Annotated in this window: 13 protein-coding genes and 1 pseudogene; 9 read left to right on the top strand and 5 right to left on the bottom strand. The window is 45.4% G+C overall.

Annotation, left to right across the window (positions count from 1 at the left end):
• Positions 1–237 precede the first annotated feature (237 nt).
• A complete protein-coding gene (locus J2736_RS10255; protein WP_310226094.1) occupies positions 238–1,974 on the top strand; it encodes a response regulator in 1,737 nt (578 codons plus the stop codon).
• A gap of 101 nt (positions 1,975–2,075) precedes the next feature.
• Here the strand turns inward: J2736_RS10255 and J2736_RS10250 are convergent, their stop codons facing one another.
• From J2736_RS10250 to J2736_RS10235, 4 genes are all read right to left on the bottom strand, one after another.
• Positions 2,076–3,158, bottom strand: a complete 1,083-nt coding sequence (locus tag J2736_RS10250) for a Ger(x)C family spore germination protein (protein WP_310226093.1) — start codon at positions 3,156–3,158, stop codon at positions 2,076–2,078.
• Positions 3,151–4,221 carry a GerAB/ArcD/ProY family transporter gene (locus J2736_RS10245; RefSeq protein ID WP_310226092.1) on the bottom strand — a complete coding sequence of 357 codons (1,071 nt, stop codon included), beginning with the start codon at positions 4,219–4,221 and terminating at the stop codon, positions 3,151–3,153. The genes J2736_RS10250 and J2736_RS10245 overlap by 8 nt, the downstream gene beginning before the upstream one ends.
• A 5-nt stretch (positions 4,222–4,226) precedes the next feature.
• Positions 4,227–5,555: a spore germination protein gene (locus J2736_RS10240; RefSeq protein ID WP_310226090.1), complete on the bottom strand. Its 1,329-nt coding sequence runs from the start codon at positions 5,553–5,555 to the stop codon at positions 4,227–4,229.
• A gap of 263 nt (positions 5,556–5,818) precedes the next feature.
• Positions 5,819–6,700 carry a LysR family transcriptional regulator gene (locus J2736_RS10235; protein ID WP_310226088.1) on the bottom strand — a complete coding sequence of 294 codons (882 nt, stop codon included), beginning with the start codon at positions 6,698–6,700 and terminating at the stop codon, positions 5,819–5,821.
• Between the two features lie 412 nt (positions 6,701–7,112).
• Here J2736_RS10235 and J2736_RS10230 point away from each other — a divergent pair, with 412 nt between their 5' ends.
• The 4 genes and pseudogenes from J2736_RS10230 to J2736_RS10215 all read left to right on the top strand — a co-directional run bounded on the left by J2736_RS10230 (position 7,113) and on the right by J2736_RS10215 (position 10,069).
• The gene (locus tag J2736_RS10230; protein WP_310226086.1) at positions 7,113–7,934 is read left to right on the top strand and encodes a protoglobin domain-containing protein; all 822 of its coding nucleotides are present in this window, start codon (positions 7,113–7,115) and stop codon (positions 7,932–7,934) included.
• A gap of 113 nt (positions 7,935–8,047) precedes the next feature.
• A pseudogene (locus J2736_RS10225) lies at positions 8,048–8,470 on the top strand (methyl-accepting chemotaxis protein); the annotation flags it as partial.
• Between the two features lie 210 nt (positions 8,471–8,680).
• The gene (locus J2736_RS10220) at positions 8,681–9,613 is read left to right on the top strand and encodes a HAMP domain-containing protein (protein ID WP_310226082.1); all 933 of its coding nucleotides are present in this window, start codon (positions 8,681–8,683) and stop codon (positions 9,611–9,613) included.
• 21 nt (positions 9,614–9,634) lie between these two features.
• Positions 9,635–10,069 (top strand): hypothetical protein, encoded by a 435-nt coding sequence (locus J2736_RS10215; protein ID WP_310226080.1) that lies wholly within the window; start codon positions 9,635–9,637, stop codon positions 10,067–10,069.
• Between the two features lie 114 nt (positions 10,070–10,183).
• Here the strand turns inward: J2736_RS10215 and J2736_RS10210 are convergent, their stop codons facing one another.
• Positions 10,184–12,475 (bottom strand): helix-turn-helix domain-containing protein, encoded by a 2,292-nt coding sequence (locus J2736_RS10210; protein ID WP_310226078.1) that lies wholly within the window; start codon positions 12,473–12,475, stop codon positions 10,184–10,186.
• A 391-nt stretch (positions 12,476–12,866) separates the two neighbouring features.
• Here J2736_RS10210 and J2736_RS10205 point away from each other — a divergent pair, with 391 nt between their 5' ends.
• The 4 genes from J2736_RS10205 to J2736_RS10190 all read left to right on the top strand — a co-directional run bounded on the left by J2736_RS10205 (position 12,867) and on the right by J2736_RS10190 (position 26,428).
• Complete coding sequence (locus J2736_RS10205) at positions 12,867–14,546, top strand: type 2 periplasmic-binding domain-containing protein (RefSeq protein WP_310226076.1); 1,680 nt, start codon at positions 12,867–12,869, stop codon at positions 14,544–14,546.
• 59 nt (positions 14,547–14,605) lie between these two features.
• A complete protein-coding gene (locus J2736_RS10200; RefSeq protein WP_397340387.1) occupies positions 14,606–15,562 on the top strand; it encodes an ABC transporter permease in 957 nt (318 codons plus the stop codon).
• A 12-nt stretch (positions 15,563–15,574) separates the two neighbouring features.
• Complete coding sequence (locus J2736_RS10195; RefSeq protein WP_310226075.1) at positions 15,575–16,456, top strand: carbohydrate ABC transporter permease; 882 nt, start codon at positions 15,575–15,577, stop codon at positions 16,454–16,456.
• Positions 16,457–16,591: 135 nt separating this feature from the next.
• Complete coding sequence (locus J2736_RS10190; RefSeq protein ID WP_310226074.1) at positions 16,592–26,428, top strand: glycosyl hydrolase 115 family protein; 9,837 nt, start codon at positions 16,592–16,594, stop codon at positions 26,426–26,428.
• Positions 26,429–26,625 lie beyond the last annotated feature (197 nt).

Raw genomic sequence — 26,625 nt, 5'->3', positions numbered from 1 at the left:
TAATTACAAGATGATGGAGAATATGGCAACGGGTATGACCCAACAATCTCCTTCTTAATGCTTCTTATCCACGATATTCTCCTCATCTTAACGTCCAGTGCAACAAGTCTCCAGGTTTTATCAAAGAAAAGAATTATGAACGTAATAATATCTGTAATTACATAAGTATATCGGCCTGTAAATCATCTATGCTCATATATGTGATTTTGACAACATGAGAGAAATGAGGAATACAGCTTGGATGAGAATATCCATGATTACGAGAAAGCTAGCCTGAGTTTGGAGTTTGAAAGTAGACAAAAGTATCTCGATGAACTAAGGAAGCAATTGGAAGTTTTGAATAATCCTACAAACACAATCAGCTCTGATGAAATGATTGAACAATCGAGAGAATGGTACCGTATCGGTCATACCATCAAAGGAACCGCCCCGATTCTGGGAATGGTTCGCATGGGAAGAGTAGCTGCCCTGTTCGCCGAATGCTGGGAATGGAGCTACGAAACGAATTACTTATCAGGAAACGACATTCAAAGTCAGGTTCAGGATTGCTACATAGCCAGTCGCTCCCTTTTAAATGAGCTTCAAATGGAATTTGAAGTCAACTGCAAGGAACTTCTGTTGGAACAAAAGCAAGCACCACTCAAGGAGGTCCTCCCCTCTCAACTCTTAGGCAGCAGATTGCTGGTTGTAGATGATGACCGCGTGTTACGGTCTTATTTGGCTCGCAAGCTTAGGCTTGAGGGTTATAACGTAGATGAGGCATCGAATGTGGAAACTGCAATCAAGCTGCTGAAAGAGAATGACTATCAGTTAATTACGCTTGATCTTATGATGCATCCGCAGAGCGGATATGAAATATTCGAGGTGCTGAAAGAAGATCCAATGATTAAATGGCTTCCCATGCTTGTGTTGTCCGGCCGCAATGATATGAAAGATGTCGTCCGATGCTTTCGAATGGGCGCTGACGATTTCGTCACCAAACCATTTCGCTATGAAGATCTGAGCGCGCGGATTCAACGGATGCTACTGCGTCACATGGAGTTTGCGCTCATGGCGTTTAACGATCCGTTGACCGGAATTCATAATCGGCGGTATTTCGACCTGCAGCTTCAAGTAGAAGTAAACCGTGCACAAAGATACAATGAGCCGTTGACGCTGGTCATTATTGACATTGATTTTTTTAAAGCCATTAACGATAAACATGGTCATCCATTTGGCGATCTCGTGCTGCAGAAATTCAGTCACTTGCTGCAAAGCTGCCTGAGGAACACCGATATACTGGCACGCCTTGGTGGTGAAGAGTTTGGTGTTATTTTGCCGGGGATTACCGATCTTGAAGCGGAACAAATCATGAACCGCATCTTGGAACAAGTCCGAAGAGAGCCGATTGCCCAACACGATTTTTTTGACTATTTTATTACTTTTTCGGCAGGCATCTCGTCCTGGAATTCAAACAAGTCTGTTCAGAACTGGTTTCAAGTCGTGGATTATACAATGTACAAAGCGAAATGCAACGGGCGGAATCGTGTTCTTCGAACATCCTACGGGATGACGAGGGAAAATCCGGCTGACTTGCGACTTCCATCCGAAAAGTCCATAACAATATTGATTGCTGACGATGATCGTTTGCTCCGTACGATGCTAGCTGATCAATTCAGGAAAAAGCCCTACAAACTGATCGAAGCGCAAGACGGAGAAACTGCTTATCGGATCTTAGTCGAGGATCAGCCAGATATTTGTATCTTGGACTGCATTATGCCGGGGATGAGCGGATTTGAAGTGCTCGATAGATTAAGAACGGAAGGCACACGTGCTGCAAAAACCCAAATCATACTCCTATCCGGTAGAAGCAGCGAAGAGGATGTACAAAAGGGGCTTAAACTTGGTGCAGATGCGTATATGTTTAAACCATTCTCCTTAATTGATGTGGAAATGAAAGTGAGCAAGATGTTGTTCGCCGCACGAAGTCATTAATTGCTCTTCTTGTCGACGTCGCCAGCGTCCTTACCCTCAAAATTCATTATTGCATTTCGTGAATGTTTGAGGGTAACTGCTGGAGTCCGGTGTTACTTAAGCTATTCCGCTTGCACTAGGCTACCTAGGTTATTAATCTTGACTTGAACGAGATAGTGAACTTTTAATTCAGGATAATAATCGCTTCGCCACTTTGCAAGTTTCTCGAATGGGATTTTGCTGCGGAAATGATTGCCCAGACCCAACGGATCGGCGCCTGTTTGAATCAGCTTGTTCGTGACACTATCCAAGTCTTTCAAGAATAACTTTTCGAGATCGGACTTGTGCTCGCTTTTTGGCTTCTCGATGATCGATTCCGATAGGCTAGTCTGCAAGCTGAGCTTGCCTACCAATTCCGGACCATTCTCCGTCACGCGGCTGCTCCAGTTCATATGGGCGGATCGAATGGTGAGACTCGCATTTTCCAACACTTCGACGTCCGCGCCGTAAAAGCGGTTGGTGATCACGTTTACGACCAGCGTTTCTTTATCGCTCAGTCGGCCGATCATTTTCCCTTTCTTCATAATGGCGGATCCATCGAACTCGAGGACTGTCTCACGGCCCGGCTTAATGATCGGGAGCAAGACGTCTTGTGTATAAGATTGTGTCGAGGAGAAGGACTCCATTAAGCTGGCCTTCGCCGTTTTTGGCGTCCATCCGGCGCGTTTGTTCGCGAACTTGTAGAATGTCGTGACGTCGCTTGTAATAGCCTTCTTCGTATTGCTCAACAATTCTTCCATGTCGCTGTCTGTTACGGCAAGCAATGTCTTTGGGGGGAATGCCGTAGCTCGGATCGCATTAGCCAATGCGTCTTGCAGTCCTTCCCGGGCGAGCTCTTGGCTGACGACTATTAGCTGTATGCTGAGTAAATCGATGTAATTCTCGATATCAGTACGAATGTTGTCAATACCTTCACTGATCGTAGAAGCTTCCCGAGAAACGACTTTGACGTTCAGCTGCCGTTCTGCTGGAATCGGGATCTGCAGCGAAACTTTATACTTCTTCTCCTGCCCTTTGGAAACACCCATGATTACCGGTACGGTACGCTGATTGATATCATGATAATCCCAGCATCCTGTTGTTATTAGGCCGCATCCGAGCCAGACGGCGAGGAGACATATCCCTGTTCGCACTCGCTTACACACGTGGTTTTCCTCCGATCTTTGCCCTATTGCGGTAATAAAAGCTGACCAGCGAAAGGATGAATAGTAAGCAGAGACGCAACGGCCCTCCCGAGAGCAATAACCGTTCTAAATCTTCCAAACTGGGCACGAAATACGCGAAGATTATCGCAACCGTTCCCACGATTACTGGATTTGTAATCAGTCTTGGGACGAAGGAAGAATGAAGAGCAAGCTGTCTTGTTACCCATAGCAGACCGCTGATATTAATCAATGTGCTGAACATGGTGGCCATGATGTAGAACATGGACATTCGGTCGAAGAAAAACCAATTTACTCGAACCGTGTCCAACAGCACGATCATTGGAAATCGGAAATTGTCCGCGACTTCTTGGCCGAATGCGCTGATCGGAAGATAGACGTTCAACAGAAATAAGAAGAGCGAAACGACCCATGCTCCCCATAGCCAGCGCTTTTCGGATTCGGCATAAGGCCCGAAGAAGCCGATCAGGCCGAAGACATTTACGAAAATTGAGAACGCCGGCAGAATTCGCGGTTCACCCATGAACTCCAATGTTGGCTTGATCGGAAAAATCATGTCCAGATTCGCATACTCTATGGCGGAAATGAGGGTTAAGGACAAAAGGGGGAGCCCAAAGCTGCCAATCACGAGTGAAAGCCGCAGCAGCGAATCGCGCTCGGCGTAAGAAATACTAAGCGCAGTTGCGATCAGCAGCACTAACAATACCCATAACGGAGTCTGAGGCAAATACAGGATGCTGAGAATTTGGGCATGTCCGCGGATCATAATCCCGATGGCAATTATATTGCTGAATATGAAAGGCCAAACCAAGCCTAAGCGAAACCATGTTCCGGACTGTTGGAGATTGGTAAGCAGATTTGTCTTATCGGCGCGAAAGCCTCCGATGAACAGACGCAGCATCAAACCTTGAACCAGCCATCCGATGATGATGACGAACCAATGGCCGCTGGGTTGGGATTGAATGATGCTTTTTGGGAACACGAATATTAACAACCCGAACTGTAGCACAAGAAAGAAGGTTGCGACACTGATTCCGCGGATCATTCTGTTCACTCCTTTTTCCTAATGGGCTCGAATGGAATCATTGGATGCCGCATTAGCGCAGCCGAGCTGACGAGCGAGAGCAATATATAGAATCCGCATACGATGCCGAGCGGACCGAACATCGAAGCAAAGAAGAGCATGATATAACGCCATAACCGGATGACGAGCGTAAAGTGATACCCAATGACAGTAAAATTGGCGATGGTAGAAGCCGCGATGATGATAATCACCAGACTGCTGACAAGACTCGCTTCGACGACAGCCTGTCCGAGAATAATGCCGCCGACCATGGTCATCGCTGGACCGATGCTCTTCGGAAGCCGAACGAGCGCTTCGAACAACATCTCGATAATGAAAAGCAGAATGAGCGCTTCCGTTAAAGAGGGGTAGGGAACGCCGACTCGGCTCAACGCGATGGAATAGATGAGTTCGATTTTCATGACGTCTGGATTCACCGATATGAGAGCAACATAAGACGCTGGCGCGCAAATGGCGATGAGTACGCCTAGAATACGGAACGAAACGATCATGAACGCGGTAACGGGCGTATATTCGCGATCGGTATCCGCGATGAATAGGTCAGATAGCTCCACGGGAATGACGATGGCTTCGGGATAGCCATCGATAAGCAATACAATTCGGCCTTTTTTCAGGAAAAAAGCGACCTCGTGCGGCGACTCCGTCTTGACAAACGATGGTAGGGGACTCCATTTTGGCGTACTGCGTAGCCAGCGGGAGACTTGCTGAAGCGAAGCGAACGGCTTGTTCGCGTGCGCTTGCAGCGCTTTCTCGATATCGGTTACTAAGGCTGGATCCGCCACGTTTGTCAATGAGAGCACGAGAATTCTTCTCTTCTCGTGTGAACCAATGTCGACATTCACCTGCTTTAAATCCGGGGAACGAAGCTCGCTCCGGATCAGACCGATATTGGTCGTCAGGTTTTCGATGAAACCGGTTTGCGATGAAATGAGGATGTTCTGATTGTTCGTTGTGCCGACTGGGCGATACAGCTGCTGCATTTCCGACTGCACCCAGGCTGCACCTGTTCCTTCTGGCTGCAGAATCAGGGTCTTGCCTTCAAGAAGGCCTTGAACAAGATCTCCTCGCGGTGTTTCCGCACCAAGCTCTCCGAGCAGCTCCTCCCAATTCGATGCGTGTTCACGTCCGGCTTCCGACAGGCGTCGAGCAGTTGCAGCAACATCCACCAGACTGCTCAAAGCGATTATTTCTAACGGGATCCCGCGTATCAGAAGGGGCTGAATGTGGAAGTCTAATGCGTGCCCCAGTTGCTCAACGATCTGTTTTCGCTGCGTCTTGCTGTGCTTTACAAGCATTTCCATCACCTGAGCTTTAGTATTGGCAATCGTAACCAGAATTATGTAGAAAACAGGCATAAGAATACGCTTGTTGAGAGAGAAGCGACTTCGTTAATTTCTGTGATTTACGTTGATATATTGTGGACGTCGTATCTGATTGATGTCACTGTAATTTACACGAAAAAGCCAGCAAACACTTTTCAGTGTTTGCTGGCTTTGTTCATTTGGAAACCAATTTGTCATCAACATCGGTTTCTTTAATTTCCATACAATTTACTCTATTAGTCAAATTGAGCACGCACATGTTTTGAGAATGCCTTGGTATAGCTGGATAAATTCGTATTGCAATGAACGGCCCAGATATCCCTATATAATAAATCTGGATTTTTATATGGAATTTGAATGAGAGTTCCATTAAGAACGTGATCATGGCCCTTCAATGAAAAATTATCGAAAATTGTAAAGGCATTCGAATTCAACATAAACTCACCAATTGGTTCAGTAACGGTTACCGTTACATAAATCGGATTCCCATCTAGATTTGCTCTTTTAATCATTTCTCTATGAGAGATAGAGTCGAGAATAATGATGGATTCGTTTCTTAAATCTTTTAAAGTTAAAAATTCTTTAAATCGAAAACGAGACTTTTTTCCAACGCAAATGCAAAGATGGCTTGTATATAGCTTTTCAATATCAAAATTCCGATTCATTAAATCTTGTTGTTCACCAATAAAAGCAAGATCGATGCAATTGGTAGTAATTTCTTCGCAAATCTGCTGAGGCAATTTTTCTAAGAGCTCTATTTGTATATCTTTAAATTCTTTTTTGAAAGAAACTAACGCTTGTTTAATGATATGTCCGAACGTATTCGAATACGATATTCTTAATTTCAAATAATCCCCATTTTTTGCGCGATTAATTTCTTCGTATAATTCTAAATATTTAGCTTTCATATCCAAAAGTTTTAAAAGTACAATTTCGCCTTCAAGTGTTGGAATTGTTCCTTTGCTAGTTCGTTGGAATATGGTTATACCTAGTTCATTTTCTAATGCTTGAATGGATTGACTAATCGCTGAGGCAGTTATATGTAATTTATCTGCTGCTTTTCGTATTGATTTATCTGAGGCTACTTGTAGAATATATCGGATTTGTTCTGAATACATGGGGGCACCTACCTCAAGTGGTTAAATAAACGGCTCGAATGAATCCTTGCTTGACATCATTCTTGCATGTAAACAGCTCATTCAGCGGGTTGAATAATTATCCATATTATATATGGAAAAGTCAATTGTGTATATGGAGGAACTCTATATTCAGGAGCAGAGCCCGAATCACATTGAATTTAACGTTACATGAGTGCTCCTTGTAGTATATATCAGATCTGTTTAGAATTCATTGGGTTACCTTGCATGAAATGGTTAAATGAAACTATACACAGTGTTAATAAAATCTAGTTTGATCATACTCTTTTTCCATAATATAAAATTTATGATATTGGAGAAATAGCAGTGACTGCAACTAATAACGATTTAAGACTAGATTACTAGACTTGAGAGAGTGGGAGAGTGACGAAGAATGACCCAGAATAAGCCACCCATTAAAAAAAGGCAGTTGTTCATTCCTTTTTTGAAGCGCTTCGCCGGGGACAAATACCGCAAGTTCGATGAAAGTTGGCGAAGTGGGCACCAGTCGACAGTTCCGGCGACGATCGAAATGAAAGACCCGGTCATTCTGAAACAACTGGAGATGATCGATCTGACGCTGGACGAAGTGCGGTGTATACAGTCTGTTCAGCCACTCGTGCGTCTGTACATCGAGGATATTGTGGACGGTTTTTACCAAACGATCACAGGCGTAGAATCGCTCCAAGCAATCATTACAAGCAATAGTACGGTCGAACGGCTTAGACAAACGCTAAAGTCGCATCTGATCGAGATGTTCAGCGGGCGAATTGACGAGGAGTATTTGCAAAAGCGGATGCGCGTCGCCGATGTGCATAGCCGGATTGGACTCGAGCCCAAATGGTACATGGGCGCGTTTCAGAACTTGCAGAACACGCTGATGCTCCTTGTAAACCGCAATGTCGAAGATCGCGATGAAAGCCTGCGCATCAGCAAAGCGATTACGAAAATTCTCAATTTTGAGCAACAAATTGTGCTGGAGGCGTATGAAAAGGAAAACGTCAGGCAGCGGGAACTGCAGTACGAACAGGTCAAAGAGGAATTAAAGCGGAAAGTCACCACTGTCAGCGAAGAGATTGCGGCAGTGTCCGAGCAGACGAACACTTCGGTGCAAAATCTGATCGCAGCGGCGGACGAAGTGAACGTTTCCGTCGAGCGCAGTGCTGGGGCGTCCCGTGAGACGCAGTCGCTCGCCACGGAAGGGCAAACCAGTTGACCGCGCTGGAGGCGAGCATCACGGCAATCTATCAACGCTCGGCGACAGCTGAAGCGCTGGTTGTGCAACTCACTTCGTCGGTTACTCAGATCGGTCGAGTCGTCAACATTGTGCAGGAGATTGCCAGCCAGACGAATTTGCTGGCGCTGAATTCGGCGATCGAAGCGGCCCGGGCGGGCGAGCACGGCAAAGGCTTCGCGGTGGTTTCCGACGAAGTGCGCAAGCTGTCGAACCAAACGAAGCAATCGGTCGATCAGATTAAGGCATATATTGGGGAAACGGGTGATTTTGCGGCCAAAGTTGCCGCCGAAATTCATCAGGCGAACAAGATTATCGAGTTGAGCAAATCTGAGGCGGAGGCAACGGAAGCCGCGTTTGAGCGAATCGTACACTCGATGAACAGCAGCCTGCATGATGTGGAGAGTTCGTTAGCCGGAATGCGGCAGATTGTCGTTTCAATTGAGGAGATCGGCCAGGCGACCGATAAAGTTGTCATCTCTGCTGATCAACTCCAGCAAGCCGCGCGTTTTGCCTAAGTAAGCTACATAATTAGTTCATTTTAAAGGCTTGAGGAATCAAGTCTTTTTTGCTTCGTGTTTACAACGTCAAGTGGTTAAATAAAACTATACACAGTGTTAATAATCTCTAGATTGATCCTACTCATTTAATCATATATCGTTCATGATACCGGAGAAATTAGAGATATAAATATAAATCAATAACTAACATGGGAGTTGGACATTCTTATGAAGATTACAACTTGGCTTAAGGCAACAAGTGGTGTTTTTATTTTATTATCGGTTTTGAATGGGGCGAGTATTTATCTGCTTGATAGCAGTGTGGCGCATGAGCGATCCGCTGTGGAACAACAAGCTGTATTCAAGCAATTAGGGATCGATTTAGCCAATGCCTCTGACTATTTAACAAACGAAGCAAGAGCTTATGTGCAGTTTGGAGATAAAGTTCATTATGACAACTATTGGAGAGAAGTTAACGAAACCAAAACAGTAGATAACGTCTTGGCGAAATTGACTCAATTGGGTGCACCGAAAGAGGAACTGGATGTCATTGCAAACGCAAAACAAAATTCAGATATGCTTGTCACAACGGAAGAAGCAGCTATGAAAGCTGTGGAGAGCAAGGATTTTACGAAAGCCCGGCAGCTCATGTTTGACAGTAACTATGATTCAAGCAGAAATATCATTATGGAATCAGTACAACAATTTCAGCATTTAATGAATACGAGAGAGGAAAGTGAAGCGACTGCTGCAAAAAATGAGGCAAGCTTATTGCTTACGCTAACGATACTCTTTCTCGTTATTACATTTGCAATCCTACTTGCAATGATCATTATGATTTTTGTGAAATTAAAACCCCTTCAGCTCGTCAATGAAAAAATAGCCGAACTTGCAAAGAGCGGTGGCGATCTCACGGCAAGACTGCATTATACAAGCAAGGATGAGATTGGAGAAATTTCTAATTCTTTAAATGCGATGATGGAAGCGCTGCAATCGATTATTAGAGATGTTCTTGCTGAAGAATCGCTCAAAGGCGTGAAAAGTGTTAACGATATGACGGTAAAGCAAAATATCTTAGTTAAAGAGGTTTCAACTTTTACCGAATTACTCAGCAAAGATTCCCGAAATTTAGAAAACCTTGTTATGAAATTTAAAGTATAGCGGAAAGGAGGGCATCGTCAAATGATATTAAAACGAGATAGAATCTCTGTAGAAGAGGCACAAGGACTAATTGAAAAAGAAAGGGTGAAATTTGATAAGTACATACTATGGGGTGATCCAGTAGAGGGGGAAATGTTTGTTCACCTTCCAACTGGGGGAGTACACATTGTAAAGGTTGCAGATTGTAATGAACAGTTGGTCTTTTGTATTTACAGTACAGAAGATTGCGAGTTCATATATGAAGAATGCTTTCCCTTATTAAGTACAGGTAATCTCATTGAGCTGCTATCATTCGATTTGACTTTCGAATTTAGGACTAGAGGGGATAACAAATGGCGTGCCTTTCTGGATCATGAACATTTTGAAAGTGAAAAAGGCCAAGATTTAGTTGCCTTTTTGTGGTCACTATTAAGGAAAAGACTCAATGGAGAGGTTGTGGGCGGTAGCTGCTATTAAGTCATTTCCCAACAGAGAGTACGGCCACAAAAATAATTAAATAGACAGTAAGAAAACCCTCCTTCTGTTTAATTGATGGAGGGTTTATTTTTAGGTTTCTTAATAAAAGGATCATCACTCTTTATATTTTCCTGGAGTGACGCCTTCGTACTTTTTAAAACTGCGTATCAACGCATTACTGTTTAAATACCCTACTTTGACAGCGGCGTCGGAGATATTGAGTTTTTCGTCCCTTAATAATACTTTCGCTTTTTCCAATCTTACTTTATTGATATAATCTGGCAAGGTTTCTCCGGTTTGTTCTTTGAAAAGCTTGGACATATAGCTTGGAGAAATCCCCAGATGTTCTGAAATCATCGCTACATTTAAGGTAACTTCTACATAGTGGCTGTTTACAAACTCGATGATATTCCTGCTTAATTCGTAGTAACGATTACTGGTTTTTGACTGTATACGTTTACATACTGATGCGAGTGTAGCTGTAATTTCCGTCTGCAGTTCCACTAAGGTTTCACATTCAAATAATTTCTCTACAGGCTCATCAGCAGAAATTTCTTTTACTGTTTTTACAACTGTACTTGCAAGATCAAACATAAAATACCTTGTCATTTCGGCAGTGGGGGTGCTGTCAATAAAGTTAGAGTGAATAATGTCGTCAAGTAGTTGCTTTCCTTTTTCAAACTCTCCAGATTTGATGCAATTCACTAACTTTTGCTCTTTTTCAAGCGGATAGACATAATCTCTGACATTATATTTCAGACTTTGGAAGGGGATGATCTTTCCGTTACCGGCAATTAACTTGTATTCTAGGGCTTGGGCGGCTTCCTGATAGGCTTCTTGCATGCCATGGATACCCGAGTGAGCATCACTGATGGAAACTGTAAGGGTCATATTGTAATATTTCCCAAAAAACTTTTGCAGCTCTTCTGTAAGGTTGATCATTTCTTGCACATGATCTTCCGCTTCAAGATCATGCAGGTTCACTAGGAATACTATTTTCTCATCAATCTCTGTGGTGAAATTCTGATACCTTTGTCCCAACAGCTCCTCAAAAACATTGGTGATTACAAAGCAGGGGAGCTTAGACTTTGCTTCAAAATCATCTCCAATTCCTAAGGAAATAAGCTTTCCTCTATCTTCTATGGATAGGAGCACGACGATAAAATCGCTGGATCGAAACTGCATATCAAGCGCGTAAAAGGCATTGTGATGGACAGATATATTCCCAAACTTCCCTTTTAGAAGCTTTTGCAGAAAATCCGCTCGCACTACACTACTTTGCTGCTTCAGTTTCAGGTTGATATGTTCCTTTTCTTGAAGAGCATCTTGGATTGCCTCATAAATAAACTGATATTCATTACTGGATCTGTCATAGGAATTCTTAATTTTCCCATGTTGGACAATACGGATCAGATTACGAACTGGATTATAATTACGCCATGTAAGTAAAACCGATACGGCTCCTCCAAAAATTAAACATAGAATAATACTTGCAATCATTAATTTTTCTGTAAACTCACTTTTTTCCATCACAATCTCACGCCGAACAATGGAAACATACTTTAGGTTGGATACATCAGATTTCGTATAGGAAATGATGAACGAATCCTTTCCTTGTCCTTTTACTAGCATATTATCGCTACGCGTAAGCTCATCCACCTGCAAGATATCTGATAAATGAAAAGAAGCAGTCGATGCAAGAAGGTTATTATCATTGTCTAAAATAAAGATACTTCCATACTGCGCCGATTGTAAATTTTGAATCATTTCAGTAAATCGTTCTCTTTTTAACTGGATGACGATTGTGGCAAGAGGATCCCCGGAATTTGATATTGGGATTGAACGCATGTAAGCCAGCGCTCCTGAATTCTCATTTGTGCTTGTCTTATTGTCTTTTGAGATATACCTACCATTGTATGCATGTTGAAGAGTATCTATCCATTGTTCATACCTTAGCCCATCCTTGACAAGAAAAGAGTACATATAATTACTCCTTGAAGCTGCTGACGAAGATATCACAGCATCCAAGTTTTTAAAGTACACATAAAAATCATCTATGTAGCCATTCGTTATATTCATCCTTTTGAAATCTTTTACAATCTGAGCAACTTCATACTGTTTGTTATTCCAGTTCGTTTCCTGCGAAGTGGCTAGCATTTGAATATCCGGGTTAAAGGCAATGTCAAAACTTAAGCGCTCCGCATCCTTTAAGATATTGTCCATATTGAGCTGGACTTGCTTCAGCATAGCAAGATTTGCCCTGCTTGTTTCTTGCTCAATCGTTCTTACAGTAACAAAATAAACGATTCCAGTGAAAATGATAGGAATTAACAGAATCAATATATAAGATAGAATTTGGGTGTAAATGATACTATTTCTAGTGTTCAAGACACGCTTTATGTTCATGAAATCCCCCTCATTATCTTGACTAGTGAGTTCAGGTATCCAAATTCCGCAAGTTCCTAAATAGTATACTACTATACAATAGGAATGAAATTCCATAATTTTCCCAAAAAGCTTTACAAGACCATCAACGGCGTACAACTTGGAGCGAGCCAGAGATCCTTCTGGATCCACCAATTGGGCACCGTTTTTTGTTTTTTGATGATGATTTTTCCATATTTAATATGGCATTTGGGGATATTCAATACGCTTTTTGTTGGATGGAGATTGATTTACGTTTGTTAGAAATACTACACTTACCCTAGCAAATGTAATTGTTGGTGAAGTTTGCACGTAGGCAGTCAGGTTACAATTACGTGTAGCAAAAATATGAAATTTGAGGGGAGAAAAAATTGTGAAAAGTAAAAAGATTTTTAACAAGATGACTACGGGTTCCCTCTTAATCGCACTTTTGACATCTACGGTGATGTCAGGATGTATAGGAGAGGAAAAAAAAGCTGAGCAAACGAATTCGACTCCGACGGGTACTGCAATAAAATTACCTTTTGAGAAGCCGGTAAAATTCCGTGTCTGGGATCCTCTGATGAGTACTGCGCTTCCAATCATGAAGAACTATGCCGAGTCAGAGCTAAATAAAGAGTTGCAGAAGAGACTGAATGTTACGATTGAGTATATTCATCCTACAGAAGGATCGGCGAAAGAGCAGTTTAACCTGATGCTTACATCCGGGGACATACCCGATTTTATTGTGGGCACCTTTGGGGATTATCCGGGTGGAAGGGAAAAAGCCTTTGAGGATGGCATTCTGGTTGACTTAAAGAATGAAATCCCCAAGTATGCACCAGATCTGGCTAAAATCTATGAAACCTATCCCGATCTGTTAATGGATGTAGAGACAGAGGGAGGAAAACAGTTCGGTGCCCCATTCCTCAAAGGTGATCAAAGTATCTTCACCTTCTTTGGAGGTTTTCTTCGTAAGGATTGGTTGACTGAGCTGGGAATGCCTGTGCCGGAAACCATCGATGAATTCTATACGGTAATGAAAACTTTCAAAGAAAAGAAGGGGGCAACGGCACCTTTTACCGGAACTGTCGGAAATATTAAAGGAACCTACTTTACCGGTGCATGGGGGATTAATCAAGATCACTTCATTGAAAATGGTAAGGTCGTATACGGAGCGATTGACCCCAGATTTAAGGAATATACCAAGACGATGGTGAAATGGTATAAGGATGGCATACTTGACCCCGAATTGGCTACGAATAATGGAAAAACGATCGATGCCAAAATTACCGCAAATCAAGCTGGCGCAACTCTTGGAAATACCGGTTCAGGCCTCGGGAAATATTTGCCGCTGATGAAGAGCAAGGATCCCAAATTTGACTTGGTCGCTGTGCCATACCTCGTACGTAACAAGGGTGACTTCAATCCCTTTATGCCCAAGGATGGACCTACCGTTAACAATGGGACATGGAATATTACCAGTGCAGCTAAGAATATTCCAGAAGCACTGGCATTCCTGAATTATGGATACACGAAGGAAGGCTCTATGCTCTATAACTTCGGTATTGAAGGTGTAAGCTATAAGATGGAGAACGGTTATCCAAAATATACGGATCTAGTTACGAATAATCCTAACGGACAGCCTTTTGCAACGATGGGGCAGATGTATACCCGCGCTTTGAAGGATGGCCCTTTCGTACAAGACAAACGGTATTTTGAGCAGTATATGGTCTTACCGCAGCAACAAGAGTCGCTGAAAGTCTGGACCAAATATGCTGACCAAGTCACCAAAGCCAACAAGAACTATAGAGGCAACTTGACGCCTGAGGAAGTTTCTCAGATCACTAGCAAACAAAATGAAATTAACACGTATAAGGATGAAATGTTCCTGAAGTGGCTCATGGGCAAAGAGGATGTAGATGCCACATGGGACAAATATGTGGAGCAAATCAAAAAACTAGGTATTGAAGATATCAACAAGGTTAGACAGAATGCCTATGATCGTTTTATTAAGAAATTCCCGCAGGCATTAAATCCGCAATCATTTAATATCAGCGACATCTTTAAATAGTACGAGTGAAAAGGGGGGAAATCCCCCCCCCCATTTCACCATATAGGGAGGTTCCACTCGTGCCAGAGGTAAAGATACAGCCGCAACCTTTGATATACAATAAACCAAGCCTCATTCAGGCCATAAAAAAAGATTATAAGAAAAATAAATGGTTGATCTTGATGGCCTTGCCTGTTGTAGCCTGGTATATCTTGTTTCACTACGTTCCCATGTATGGTGTTATCATCGCATTTAAACAATTTAGCCCCGTAAAAGGAATCTGGGGCAGTACCTGGGTAGGCCTAAAACATTTTCATGATTTCTTCAACAGTTTCTCCGCATGGAGAGTCATCCAAAATACGTTAATGATCAATTTCTATCAGCTTATCTTTGGTTTTCCAGCACCCATTATTCTGGCGCTATTGCTGAATGAAGTCAAAGGTAAGTATTTTAAAAAGACGATCCAAACCGTTACTTATCTACCGCACTTTGTTTCCACGGTGGTTATCTGTGGTATGATTATCGACTTCTTTGCAAAAAGCGGTCTGATCAATGATATCATTGCCTTTTTTGGTGGATCTCGCACGATGTTTCTTGTGGAAGCAGGATGGTTCCGTACCATCTATGTAAGCACAGGTATTTGGCAAGGCGTAGGTTGGGGGTCGATTATCTATCTCGCTGCCTTGTCCGCTATTGACACGGAGCTATATGAGGCGGTAACCATCGACGGAGCAGGGAGATGGAGACAGTTTATTCATATCACGCTGCCGGGAATTGCTCCGACAATCGTGATCCTATTAATCATGAATTTTGGCCATATGATGAGTGAAGGATATGAAAAAATCATCTTGCTTTATAATCCGAGTACGTATGAAACAGCAGATATCATTTCATCCTATGTGTACCGGCGCGGATTGGTAGAGGCCAATTATAGCTTCAGTGCAGCAGTGGGGCTATTTAACTCTTTGGTGAACCTGATTTTAATCGTAACAGCAAACTATGTTAGCCGGAAGGTTAATGAAACCAGCCTGTGGTAAGGAGTGGAAGATATGGTTGTCAAAAAGACAGTCGGGGATTACATTTTCGATTCGATGACTGTTATTGTATTAATCGCACTGGCTGTGATAACAGCCTATCCGTTTGTTTATGTTGCTTTTGCATCCTTGAGCAGTGCAGATGAGCTTACAGCCCATAGCGGCTTGCTCCTAAAGCCATTAGAATTTAGCCTCGATGCTTATAAAGCTGTGTTAAATAATCCCATGATTTATTCCGGGTATATGAATACGCTATTTATCGTCGTGGTGGGAACGACCTACAATATTATCATGACATCTATGGGAGCTTTTGTTCTCTCTAGGAAAAATTTCTTCTGGAGAAAGCCGATCACCATCTTGATTGTCTTCACCATGTTTTTCGGTGGCGGGCTGATTCCCAGTTTCTTGTTAGTCAAAGATCTCGGTTTAATGAATTCCATATGGTCTCTGATCATTCCTGGAGCAATAGGTACCTGGAATCTGATTATCATGAGAACGGCGTTTCAGGGGATTCCAGACAGCTTGGTAGAATCTGCTTATATCGATGGTGCACATGATTTTACCATTTTATTTAGAATCATTATCCCACTGGCATTGCCAACCATCGCCGTTATGGTGCTGTATTATGGGGTAGGTCACTGGAATGCATGGTTTGGCGCCATGATCTACTTAAGAAATAGAGAATTATGGCCGTTGCAGTTGGTGCTGAGAGAAATCCTGATTTCCAATAGTACGGATGATATGATGGCCGGAGCCGTAGCTCAGGACAGAGCAGCAATTGGAGAAACGATAAAGTATGCAACCATCATGGTTGCTACACTCCCGATCTTGGCAGCATATCCATTCTTGCAGAAGTATTTTGTTAAGGGCGTAATGGTTGGTGCGCTTAAGGGTTAAATGTGACAATAATTTATTACAAAAATTATTTAATTAAGACAATCAAGAAAGTGAAAATGAAAGCGGTTTAAAATGGCGATTAACTAACAATTTAGCCATTCTCCCCGTTCCTAATGATTCCAAGGAGGACTGCAGATGGTCAATAAAAAGTTCAGGTTTTTGTTCATTTGGCTCACAGTGCTGCTGATGCTACCGCTACCGCAATGGAGTAATCCCGTTGCGGCAAATCAGGTGTCGTCGGAACCAATTACGAATTCAGTGTCAAATTTCTACAATGTTATCATGCAGGCGGGAGCCGACCCTTGGGTTTACAAGCATAAGGACGGATATTACTACAACGTCTTTGTCAACGCTAGCGGCATCATGATCCGTAGATCGAAGACGATCACCGGCATTGATGCGGGCGAGAGGAGCTTAGCCTGGACACCGGTTCAGGGTACGAACTACAGTTCCAATGTGTGGGCTCCGGAAATGCACTATCTCAAAGATACGGATGGGAATTACAAATGGTATATTTACTTCGCAGCTGACAACGGAACCAACGCAAACCATCGCATGTACGTGCTGGAGAACACCAGTGAGAATCCGATGACCGGAAGCTGGGTATTCAAAGGGAAAATTACTGATTCCACCGACAGATGGGCAATTGACGGCACTGTAATGACAATAAATGAGAAACACTATTTCATCTGGTCCGGGTGGGAGGAAACGGACGGGAGTTTCCAAAATTTATACATCGCTGAGATGAGCGATCCACGGACTATCAGCTCGGGGCGTGTATTGATATCTACGCCTGAGTATGATTGGGAATCGTCCCCGGGCAGGATTAATGAAGGCCCCGAAGTCACGATACGTGGCAATACCATTAACCTGGTCTATTCCGCAAACGGAAGCTGGACAGACAGTTACTGCCTTGGACTGATCAATGCCAAGATTGGCGACGATTTGATGAATCCGGGCTCCTGGGTAAAACAGGACAAACCAATTTTCTCCAGCGCCAACGGCGTATTCGGACCAGGTCACCACAGTCTCACCACCTCTCCCGACGGCAGTGAGGACTGGATTATCTACCATTCCGCCCGCTGGCCAGGATCAGGGTGGACTCGCAATGTCCGCACTCAGAAATTCACCTGGAATATAGACGGAACGCCGAACCTGGGCGAGCCCGTCGATCCCAACAAACCAATTGCCACTCCTTCAGGGGAGCCGGTACGTCAGCGCTACGAGGCGGAGGCGGCCCAGTTGGTGAAAGATCCCAACAGTGGAATAGGTCCCGCTATCTGGCGGGAAAGTACCGCTTCCGATGGGAAGAAGATCACCAATATCAAGAACGCCAATGATTATGCTCAATTTACTGTCAACGTGCCACAGGCGGGGTTTTATGTGCTGTCCGTGCGTAATGCCAACGGTTCCTCGAATGGGGCGGATGCTTCCCACATCTTCTCGGTCAACGGTAGTTCCGGTGCCAAATTAAATGTCGTGTATTCAGACTGGAATCGCTGGGGGGCATCCACGGCAAAAGTCTATCTTAAACAAGGCGACAATAGCATCCGCTTCGGGACGGGTACCAACCTTGCCCAAATTGACAGTATGGATGTCACCCAGCTTGAAGTTGAATCAGAATTGCTATTCGATTCTCCAGGGTACACGCTGGGGTTAGGTGAAAGTCGCAGTTTGCCTGTATATATGGTAACGGGCACTTCCAATTCACTTATTGAAAGCGGAGTTTCCTTCAGTTCTTCCAATAAGGAGATTGCTGATATTGTTGGGACTGAGATAAAGGGGCTCAAGGCGGGTAGTGCCACGATCACTGCGACATATAACGGGAAAACGGCTACAACCACAGTTACTGTTGCCGCTGAACCTAAGAATGTGCAGTCGATTGCTATCAAAGGATTGGACAGCGTTCTGACCAGCGGTCTGACGAAGCAATTGCAGTTAACAGCACGCTACAACACCTTTGAAATTCAGGATGTGACGGCTGGTGGCACGTACTCCAGCAGCAACCATGGCGTGGCTAAAGTAACAGTCAACGGTCAGGTATATGATACATATCCGGGGGAAACAGAGCTTAAAGCCGTATACGGTGGCAAGGAAGCAAAACTCAACTTGACGGTAACACCTAATCCGTCTCAGGTTCCTCAGATTCTTACGCAAGTAAAGACTCCCTCTGGTGTCACACCTAAATTCCCCAGTGTTGTGGACGTGATTTACAAGGGGGAGAGTGGCATTGCTGAGGTAAGTTGGAAGCTGGAGGGAATTAGCTTCAACTCGCTTGGCCCTGTTCAGGTGCCTGTCATTTTGACACTGAATGGTGAGAAGATATCTGCTGCCGTTTCCGTGGAGGTTGTCCCAGGATGGGGCCTTGATGAAATTGTGAATCAAGTTCACAGCAGGATAGACAATTTCTCATACCCGCTAGGTGAAGGCATGGGCAACTATAGTCAATCTGCATTTAATGCCCTTCTGGCCAAGCTGATTCATGTGGAGGAAATATCCGCAGAGGGGAGTCTGACGGAAGAGCAGTTTAACCAGGAGCGGAGTTCCCTTGCTCAAGCGGAAGCAGATCTGTTAGGTTCGCTCAACAGTACACAGGATGGTGTGTTTTATAACGCTTACCGAGATTTCTCCGGCGATGAGACGGCCAAGTACCCTTTTGGAATTAATGTCGAAGATTTAACCAATGGAGCTACCGCCACTGTGCAAGCAGAGAACGGGAATAAATTCCTTCGGCTGTCCACCACGGCTACTTCCGGCAAGGCGAACCTGTTCCTGCCATATGCAGGCGAGGTAAAGGCTGACTCGGATCAGCGCATCGTTATCGAATATCGGGCCAGATTAAACACCAACTTTCAGTATGCCAATGGCGCGATGATGAGAAATGACAGCGGTACTAGCAATTATTCGATGGTCACGGCTTTTGATACGGGAAAAATTGTCGTGCAAAATGGAGCGTCTACGAAGGTCAAAGTCAAAGACTATCAAACCAATACATGGTACAAAATCAAGATGGTGGCTAACTGGGGCAACAAGACCTATACCGTCTATATCGACGATGTTCTGGTGGCTACTGACTACAATTTCCGCCACACGGGGGGCAATAAGTTGACTGGCCAGCGATTCGGAATCGATGGATACGCCAACGCCTCCATTGACTTTGACGATTTCAAAGCCATGGTAATCGGAGGGGCAAAGGTTGCGCCTAAAGATCTTAAAGGAATCAATGAAACAGCGCTTGGAGCAAATGATGGACGCATCACCGGTGTGAACGCATCTATGGAATGGTCCCATGACAATGGGGGCACCTGGTCCAATGTGGCAGGGGATACCATCGAGAATCTGCAGCCCGGGATGTATTGGGTTCGATACCGTGAGACGAATACCCATACAGCCAGTCCTCATGTGGTGTTGACCCTTACGGGCTTCAATCAACCCCCTGCTAACCCTGACGGAGGAATTATTTCGGAAACGGGGAAAGCAGGCGATTTCCCTTTAGCGGCTTACGGATCGGCGGCAGCCATTTGGGTTGACCCTGCAGAGGACGCCTCGGTCAGACGTGTGGTGAAAGACTTGAAGGAGGACATCAAGCGGGTCACCAATTTGGACACCACTGTGAGCAGTGCGGCTACTCTTCCCGCAGGTCCTGTCGTGATCGTTGGAACACTGGATGGAAGCACTCAAATCAAGGCGTTAGTTCAAGAAGGAAAAATTACTGAAAGTGAAGTAAACGCTATCAAAGATAGATGGGAAGCCAACTTAATCAAGGTAATAGACGAAAATACCCTAGTCATAGCAGGATCGGATTCTCGCGGATCCATCTTTGGCGTATACGAGCTCTCGGAAAGAATGGGTGTAAATCCCTGGTATTTTTTTGCTGATGCAGCAATTAAAACGAAGAATGCAGTCTATGTAGCTGATGGTACTTCCGTCAAAGATATGCCCGATGTGCGGTACCGAGGGGTTTTCCTCAATGATGAGGAGAAGCTCAGTCGCTGGGCATCCGAGGTGTTTAAAGACCCTGACACGATGGGGCCGAAAACGTATGCTAAAATTTTCGAGCTCATTTTGCGGCTGAAAGGCAACTACATCTGGGCTGCCATGCACGTCAACTCGATTAACAATGTACCGGGTAATATTGATTTGGTGAAGGAATATGGCATTGTGCTGGGCTCCAGTCACCCCGATATGCTCCTGCGGACGAACTCCCACGAGTGGGATGAGTGGAAAATGAACTATGCCGGACAGAAGGGTGTTAATCCCGACACGATCCAATATGACTATACCCTAAGCAAGGAGGCTGTTCTCCGGTACTGGCGGGAAACCATTGAACGCCATAAAGACACCGATGCGCAATGGACACTAGGTATGCGGGGCATACATGATGAGGCCTTTAATGTAAAGAATCTCATGGAACCTGCCTATAATTACTTAGGTAATGATCTTGAGGAGCGAAAAGCTGGTCTCATGAATGAGATTATCCGTGATCAGCAGCAGTTGCTTAAGGAATTACTGGGTCAGGAGAAATATGCGAAGTCCTTCCAGGCGTTTATTCCGTATAAGGAAGTCCTGCCTATCTATAATCACCCCAGATTTGATCTGCCCGAGAATGTGACAGTCATCTGGACCGACGATAATCACGGAATCATGCGGAGGATGCCTGACGCTGTAGAACGCACACGCGAAGGTGGACACGGGTTATACTATCACGCTTCCTACTGGGCTCCTGTCGACCAAAGCTATTTGTGGCTCAGCTCAATCCCCCTTGCCTTAATGGGAGAGGAGCTCGGCAAGTCCTGGGAGCATCATATCCAGCAGTCATGGATACTGAATGTTGGCGATATTAAGCCGCAAGAAGCTGAGATGACCTATTTTATCCGTTATGGATGGGACGTAGAGAAGTACAAAAATCAGCCGGATCAATTTCTGAAAGACTGGATTGGTGAACATTTCGGCAGTCAGTATAGCAATGAGGTTGCTGATATTCTCACAACTTTCTACCATCATGCCAACGTTCGTAAGCTTGAGCATATGAAGGATGGCTTATTCAACCAGACGCATTACGGAGATGAGAGCTCGAAGCGGATGGCTGTTTATCATGATTTATTCAACCGCACTGCGGCGATTTATCAAGCGCTGCCTGCTACGCAGAAGCTGGCCTTCTATGAACTGGTGCAATCCAAAATTAACTGGGCGTATTATGTCAATAAAGCCTATTATTATGCGGATAAAAGCAATTTGGCCTTCGATCAGGGCAGGATGGCTTCCGCCGACGCTATGCTCAAACTTTCTCAGGAAGCTGATCTGGCGAAGAAAGCGGAAATTGCGCGTTACAGCACGATGGCAGATGGCAAGTGGAAGGGATTCATTGATCCCGAGAATGCGTCGCCTCCTGTCATTAACCAGCTTCCCCCTGGGACGCCAGCGTTGGTGCTGGGCGAACCGTCATTAGGTGTGGTAGTACAAGGTGAGACAGTGCCTCAGGGGAACACGAAGCTTATATTTTCTCCTTATAATCAGGATGGAAAATTCATCGACGTTTTCAATAAGGGAGCTGGCAGTATCAATTGGACTGCCGCTGCCGATCAGCCTTGGGTAAAGCTCTCTTCCTCAGCCGGAACCGTCAACGACGAGACACGTCTCTGGGTTACGATTGATGGGATGGAAGCACACAAAGGTGCAACCGCAACGATTTCGATTTCTGATACTGCGACCAACACGACCAAGACTATTCAGGTGGCGATTGAGAATCCGACAATAGCCCTGTCCGCAATCATTGGATACGCAGAGGCTGACGGCTATGTATCTATTGAAACCGAGCATTTCAGCCGCTTGAATACGAATGGCGACAAGACCTGGCAAATCATCCATGACGCGGGCCGTGCTTTTGGCGGTGATGTAGTGCGTGCTTATGCGCCTGACCTGAACGCTGTGGATGAGTCTGCGATCAGCTCAACTGCCCCCAGCTTGGAGTATGACATCAACCTTACCTCGACGGGCGAGTTCCCGTTGGAGATATATAGGATCCCCACGCTGAACGCGAAAGGAAAGGTGCGTTTTGCCGTATCTGTGGATGGCGGATCCCCAATTGTAGTGGAATCTGCAGCGGCCGATGAGGGGCAAGGAACCATTTGGGTGAGCAATCTCTTCCACATGATTGAGAAGCATGTGGTGAATCTGCCCGCACTGTCAGCTGGAAAACATACCATCAAGCTGTGGATGGTGGATAGCTTTATCATGATTGACAAGATGGTGCTGTACACCGGTCCAGAGGGTGTCATTCCCACCGAGCTTGGTCCAGACGAGAGTTACCATCATGAATTCAATACAGAGTTTAACTCGGGCACCGATTCTCTGCCTCGGATCTCAACAGCAGCCGAACCGAAAAACATCCCGGCTGGCTGGGGAGCGGGCGATTTTGTTGAAGTGGATGGAAAGGTAAGCCTTGAGGCCGAGTACGCCATGGAACATGATCTTGAATCTGAAAGCCAGATTACAGCTGATATGAAAGCGTACACCGTTTCCAAACGGGATAAGGCTTCCCAGTTAGCAGGGAAAATTCCCAATGCCTGGCGCCTTACACAATCCGACACTGGCATGGCAATGCGTCTTCCCGATCGAGGCGGACAGTGGTCAGAGAATGCCGAATTCCCTGTGTATAGTCCGGAATTGACGTACAAAATCAATTTTAGCAACACAGGCACTTATAACGTCTGGGTGCGCTGGCGGTATGTAGACAACGCTTCCGACTCCATTCGTGGCGGCCTTGATGGTAGTCTCGGGAACTTCTCGACCGATGTTTTTTTCTCCAATAATATGGATGAGAAATGGCACTGGAAAAACGTGGGCAAGGTTAACGTCGCCACAACCGCTGAGCATTCCTTCAGCCTGTGGATGCGCGAGGACGGTCTGTATGTAGACCGCATCTACCTTACGAAGAGTAGTGAGACTCCAACAGACGCCCTCTGGAAACCTTCTCTCAGGAACGAGAGCACTATTGGACAAAGGCTCCAGGAAACTGTGAACGCGAAGCGCACCGAGATGGCTGGAATTTCTTATCCATTAGGTAATGCCCTCGGTCGTTACCGTCAAGACGCTTATGACACCGTTATGGGTGCTCTGAACGCAGCGGATGCCTTGGCAAAGAGTGGTACCGCTACAGTGCAGCAAGCCGATGAAGCCCTAGACGCCATCACTGCTGCCGAAACAGCTCTGGATAACGCTCTTGTCCTTACACAGAATGGCATGAGCTATCATGCTTACAGAGATTTTTCCGGTGATGAGGCGGGCAAATATCCTTACGGCTTTCATATTGAAGGGATGACCAATGGCGCTACGGCTACTGTACAAGAAGAGGAGGGGAATCAATTCCTGCGTCTGACGACAACTGCTACTGCCGGCAAGGCCGATCTGTTCCTGCCGTATACAGGTGAAGTAAAGGCAGCTGCGGATCAGCGCATCGTCATCGAATACCGCTCCAGGTTTAACGGTAACTTTCAATACGCCAATGGCGCCATGGTGAGAAATGACAGCGGCACTAACAATTATGCTATGGTGACTGCCTTTGAGAATGCAAGTGGCGTGCATCAGATTAAAGTGCATAAGGGCACATCCAATGCAGATAAAGTTAGTGTCAAATCGTTTAATTACAATCAATGGCATACCTTTAAAATGGTGGCCAACTGGGACGCCCGAACTTATACCGTCTATATGGACAATGATTCTGTCCCGGTAGCTACCGACTTTAACTTCCGCAACACAGGCGGCAGCAAGTTGACTGGCCAGCGCTTTGGAGTGGATAACATGCCTAACGGCTCAATCGACTTCGACGATTTTAAGGTTAGTATTATTAATCCTTCCAAGCCGGTTACACCAAATGATATTAGGGATGTTACCCCTGTTTCCTTTCCGCCTGTAGCTCTCGGCACCAATAAAGCAGTCGTCTTGGAGAGTCTGCCCAAGACGGTTGAGGTTACACTTGGTAGTGATGACAAGGCCAACCTAAATGTCACCTGGGATAACGAGACTTATGACGCAACGAAGTCTGGTGAATACCTTTTTACAGGAACGATCACCCTGACGGGCGTAATAACCAACACCCATGAACACAAAGCGGCTGCCATAGTTATTGTTACAGGTGAACCGCAAAAAGTTGAACAGGCTGCCCCCGAGGGACTCGGGAAAATCAATGAAACAGCGGCAGGCGCCAATGATGGTCGTATCATCGGCGTAGATGGCTCCATGGAATGGTCCTCGAACTATGGTAACACTTGGTCAAGTGTTGAGGGGGGTACCATTCTGAATTTGCCGCCCGGGACTTATTGGGTTCGATACCGTGAGACGAATACCCATACAGCCAGTGCCCAGATGGAGCTGAACATTCTGCGCTTTAGTCTGCCTGGCAATGTCACTGGCGTAAGCTTGGACAAAACCAATGCCCATCTGTATACCAACTATGGAAGCCTTGCTTTTCAACTTACTGCATGGGTAGAACCCATTGGCGCCATCAACAAGGCTGTAACATGGCATACTTCGAATTCTGTCGTAGCTTCCGTATATGACGGTCTAGTAACAGCTCATTCTGCAGGCGAAGCCATAATCACGGTAACGACCGTAGATGGCGGTTACTCTGATACGAGCACAGTGACAGTTAGTGTGTATGGTGGCCCTGACCATCCAGGAAATCCACCAATCCATGTCACAGGTCTAAGTTTGGACAAAACCAGTGCTCAGCTGTATACCAACTATGGAAGCTCCACCGTCCAGCTCACTGCAAATGTGCAACCTACTGATGCGACTAACAAGACTGTAACATGGAGCACGTCAAACCCGAATGTAGCTACGGTGGACGAATACGGTCTCGTGAGTGTCCACACACCCGGCATTGCTGTGATTACGGCGACAACGGCAGACGGCACTTACTCAGCGACTTGCCTTGTGACTACGACGATATATGAAGAAGAAACCAGCCCTTACGACGGACATGACGGTTCCACCGTCCCAACTGCACCTGCCACTATAATCAAGAACGAGGACGGAAGTACGAGCACTATACTAACCGACCAAACGACCGGAACGTTGACCGAGACCACAACTTGGCCAAACGGAGATCATAAAGTCGTAACCAAAGAAAGCAATGGTACAGTTACGGAAGTCTTCACTGGGCAGAATGGAAGCAAGCGCGAGGTCGTGACGAGGTCCGACGGGAGCAGCCGCTCTGTCGTCACCGATTTGAAGAGAGTCAAGGTTGAGACTATCACGTCTTCCGATGGGGAAGTAACAGCCGACGTTCATCTGCCCGAAGGAGTTACGCAATCGCGGATTACGATTCCTGTCAAGCATGCCTCTGCCACCACAGTTGCCTTGATGGTGAGGAAAGACGGATCTAGGCAAATCATTGGGACCTCTGTTCTAACAGAAGATGGATTGAGTTTCATAGCCTCGGGAGATATGACGGTAAAACTGATAGACAATAAAATCCCTTTTAGGGATGTTCCTGACAACTATTGGGCTGCCGAGGCAATTGCCTTTAGTGCCAGTCGTGAACTATTCCTTGGAACAGAGCAAAGGGTTTTTGCCCCCGATGCGTCCATGAGCCGTGCAATGCTATTCACCGTATTAGCCCGGTTGGACGGCGCACAAGCTGAAGGCGGCGCAAATTGGTACAGCAACGCGCAAGATTGGGCTGTGGCTGCCGGAATCAGCGACGGCAGCGCTCCGGAGGCTGCCATAACCCGGGAGCAGTTAATCACTCTTTTACATCGGTACGCTGGACAATCTGCTGCCAACGGCGACAGCAAGAGCTTTGCGGACAGCAACGATATTTCCGCGTGGGCAAGTGAAGCCATGAGGTGGGCTGTGGCGACGGGTATCCTGAATGGCAAGCCAGGGAACCTTCTGGAGCCTGCTAGTGTTGTCTCTCGAGCTGAAGTATCAGCAGTACTTGCGCGCTTTATAGCTTGGAGAAGTAACTGACAAGCGTTCCTGAAACTCCTCCAAGCCTACTTGATCGCGGGGGATGCTAGAAAGAACAAAGAGGCGAATGAGTTTATATAGCCTTGTTAGGTTCTCGTTTAACTACAGAGAACAGGAACTCCTTAGGGAATCGTAACGAATTGCAATTTGGACAACTTCATCTAGCAAAAGATTGCGAATCAAGTAGCTTGATTCTT

Source organism: Paenibacillus qinlingensis (assembly GCF_031455095.1).
GTDB classification, from domain to species: Bacteria; Bacillota; Bacilli; order Paenibacillales; family NBRC-103111; genus Paenibacillus_E; species Paenibacillus_E qinlingensis_A.
Note: the sequence above shows the minus strand (reverse complement) of the source record. Positions and strands in the feature narration are given on the sequence as shown.

Coding starts and splice junctions, on each gene's coding strand:
- J2736_RS10245 (WP_310226092.1), bottom strand. CDS start 4,221: ATGATCCGCGGAATCAGTGTCGCAACCTTCTTTCTTGTGCTACAGTTC.
- J2736_RS10240 (WP_310226090.1), bottom strand. CDS start 5,555: ATGCTTGTAAAGCACAGCAAGACGCAGCGAAAACAGATCGTTGAGCAA.
- J2736_RS10235 (WP_310226088.1), bottom strand. CDS start 6,700: ATGTATTCAGAACAAATCCGATATATTCTACAAGTAGCCTCAGATAAA.
- J2736_RS10230 (WP_310226086.1), top strand. CDS start 7,113: ATGACCCAGAATAAGCCACCCATTAAAAAAAGGCAGTTGTTCATTCCT.
- J2736_RS10220 (WP_310226082.1), top strand. CDS start 8,681: ATGAAGATTACAACTTGGCTTAAGGCAACAAGTGGTGTTTTTATTTTA.
- J2736_RS10215 (WP_310226080.1), top strand. CDS start 9,635: ATGATATTAAAACGAGATAGAATCTCTGTAGAAGAGGCACAAGGACTA.
- J2736_RS10210 (WP_310226078.1), bottom strand. CDS start 12,475: ATGAACATAAAGCGTGTCTTGAACACTAGAAATAGTATCATTTACACC.
- J2736_RS10195 (WP_310226075.1), top strand. CDS start 15,575: ATGGTTGTCAAAAAGACAGTCGGGGATTACATTTTCGATTCGATGACT.
- J2736_RS10190 (WP_310226074.1), top strand. CDS start 16,592: ATGGTCAATAAAAAGTTCAGGTTTTTGTTCATTTGGCTCACAGTGCTG.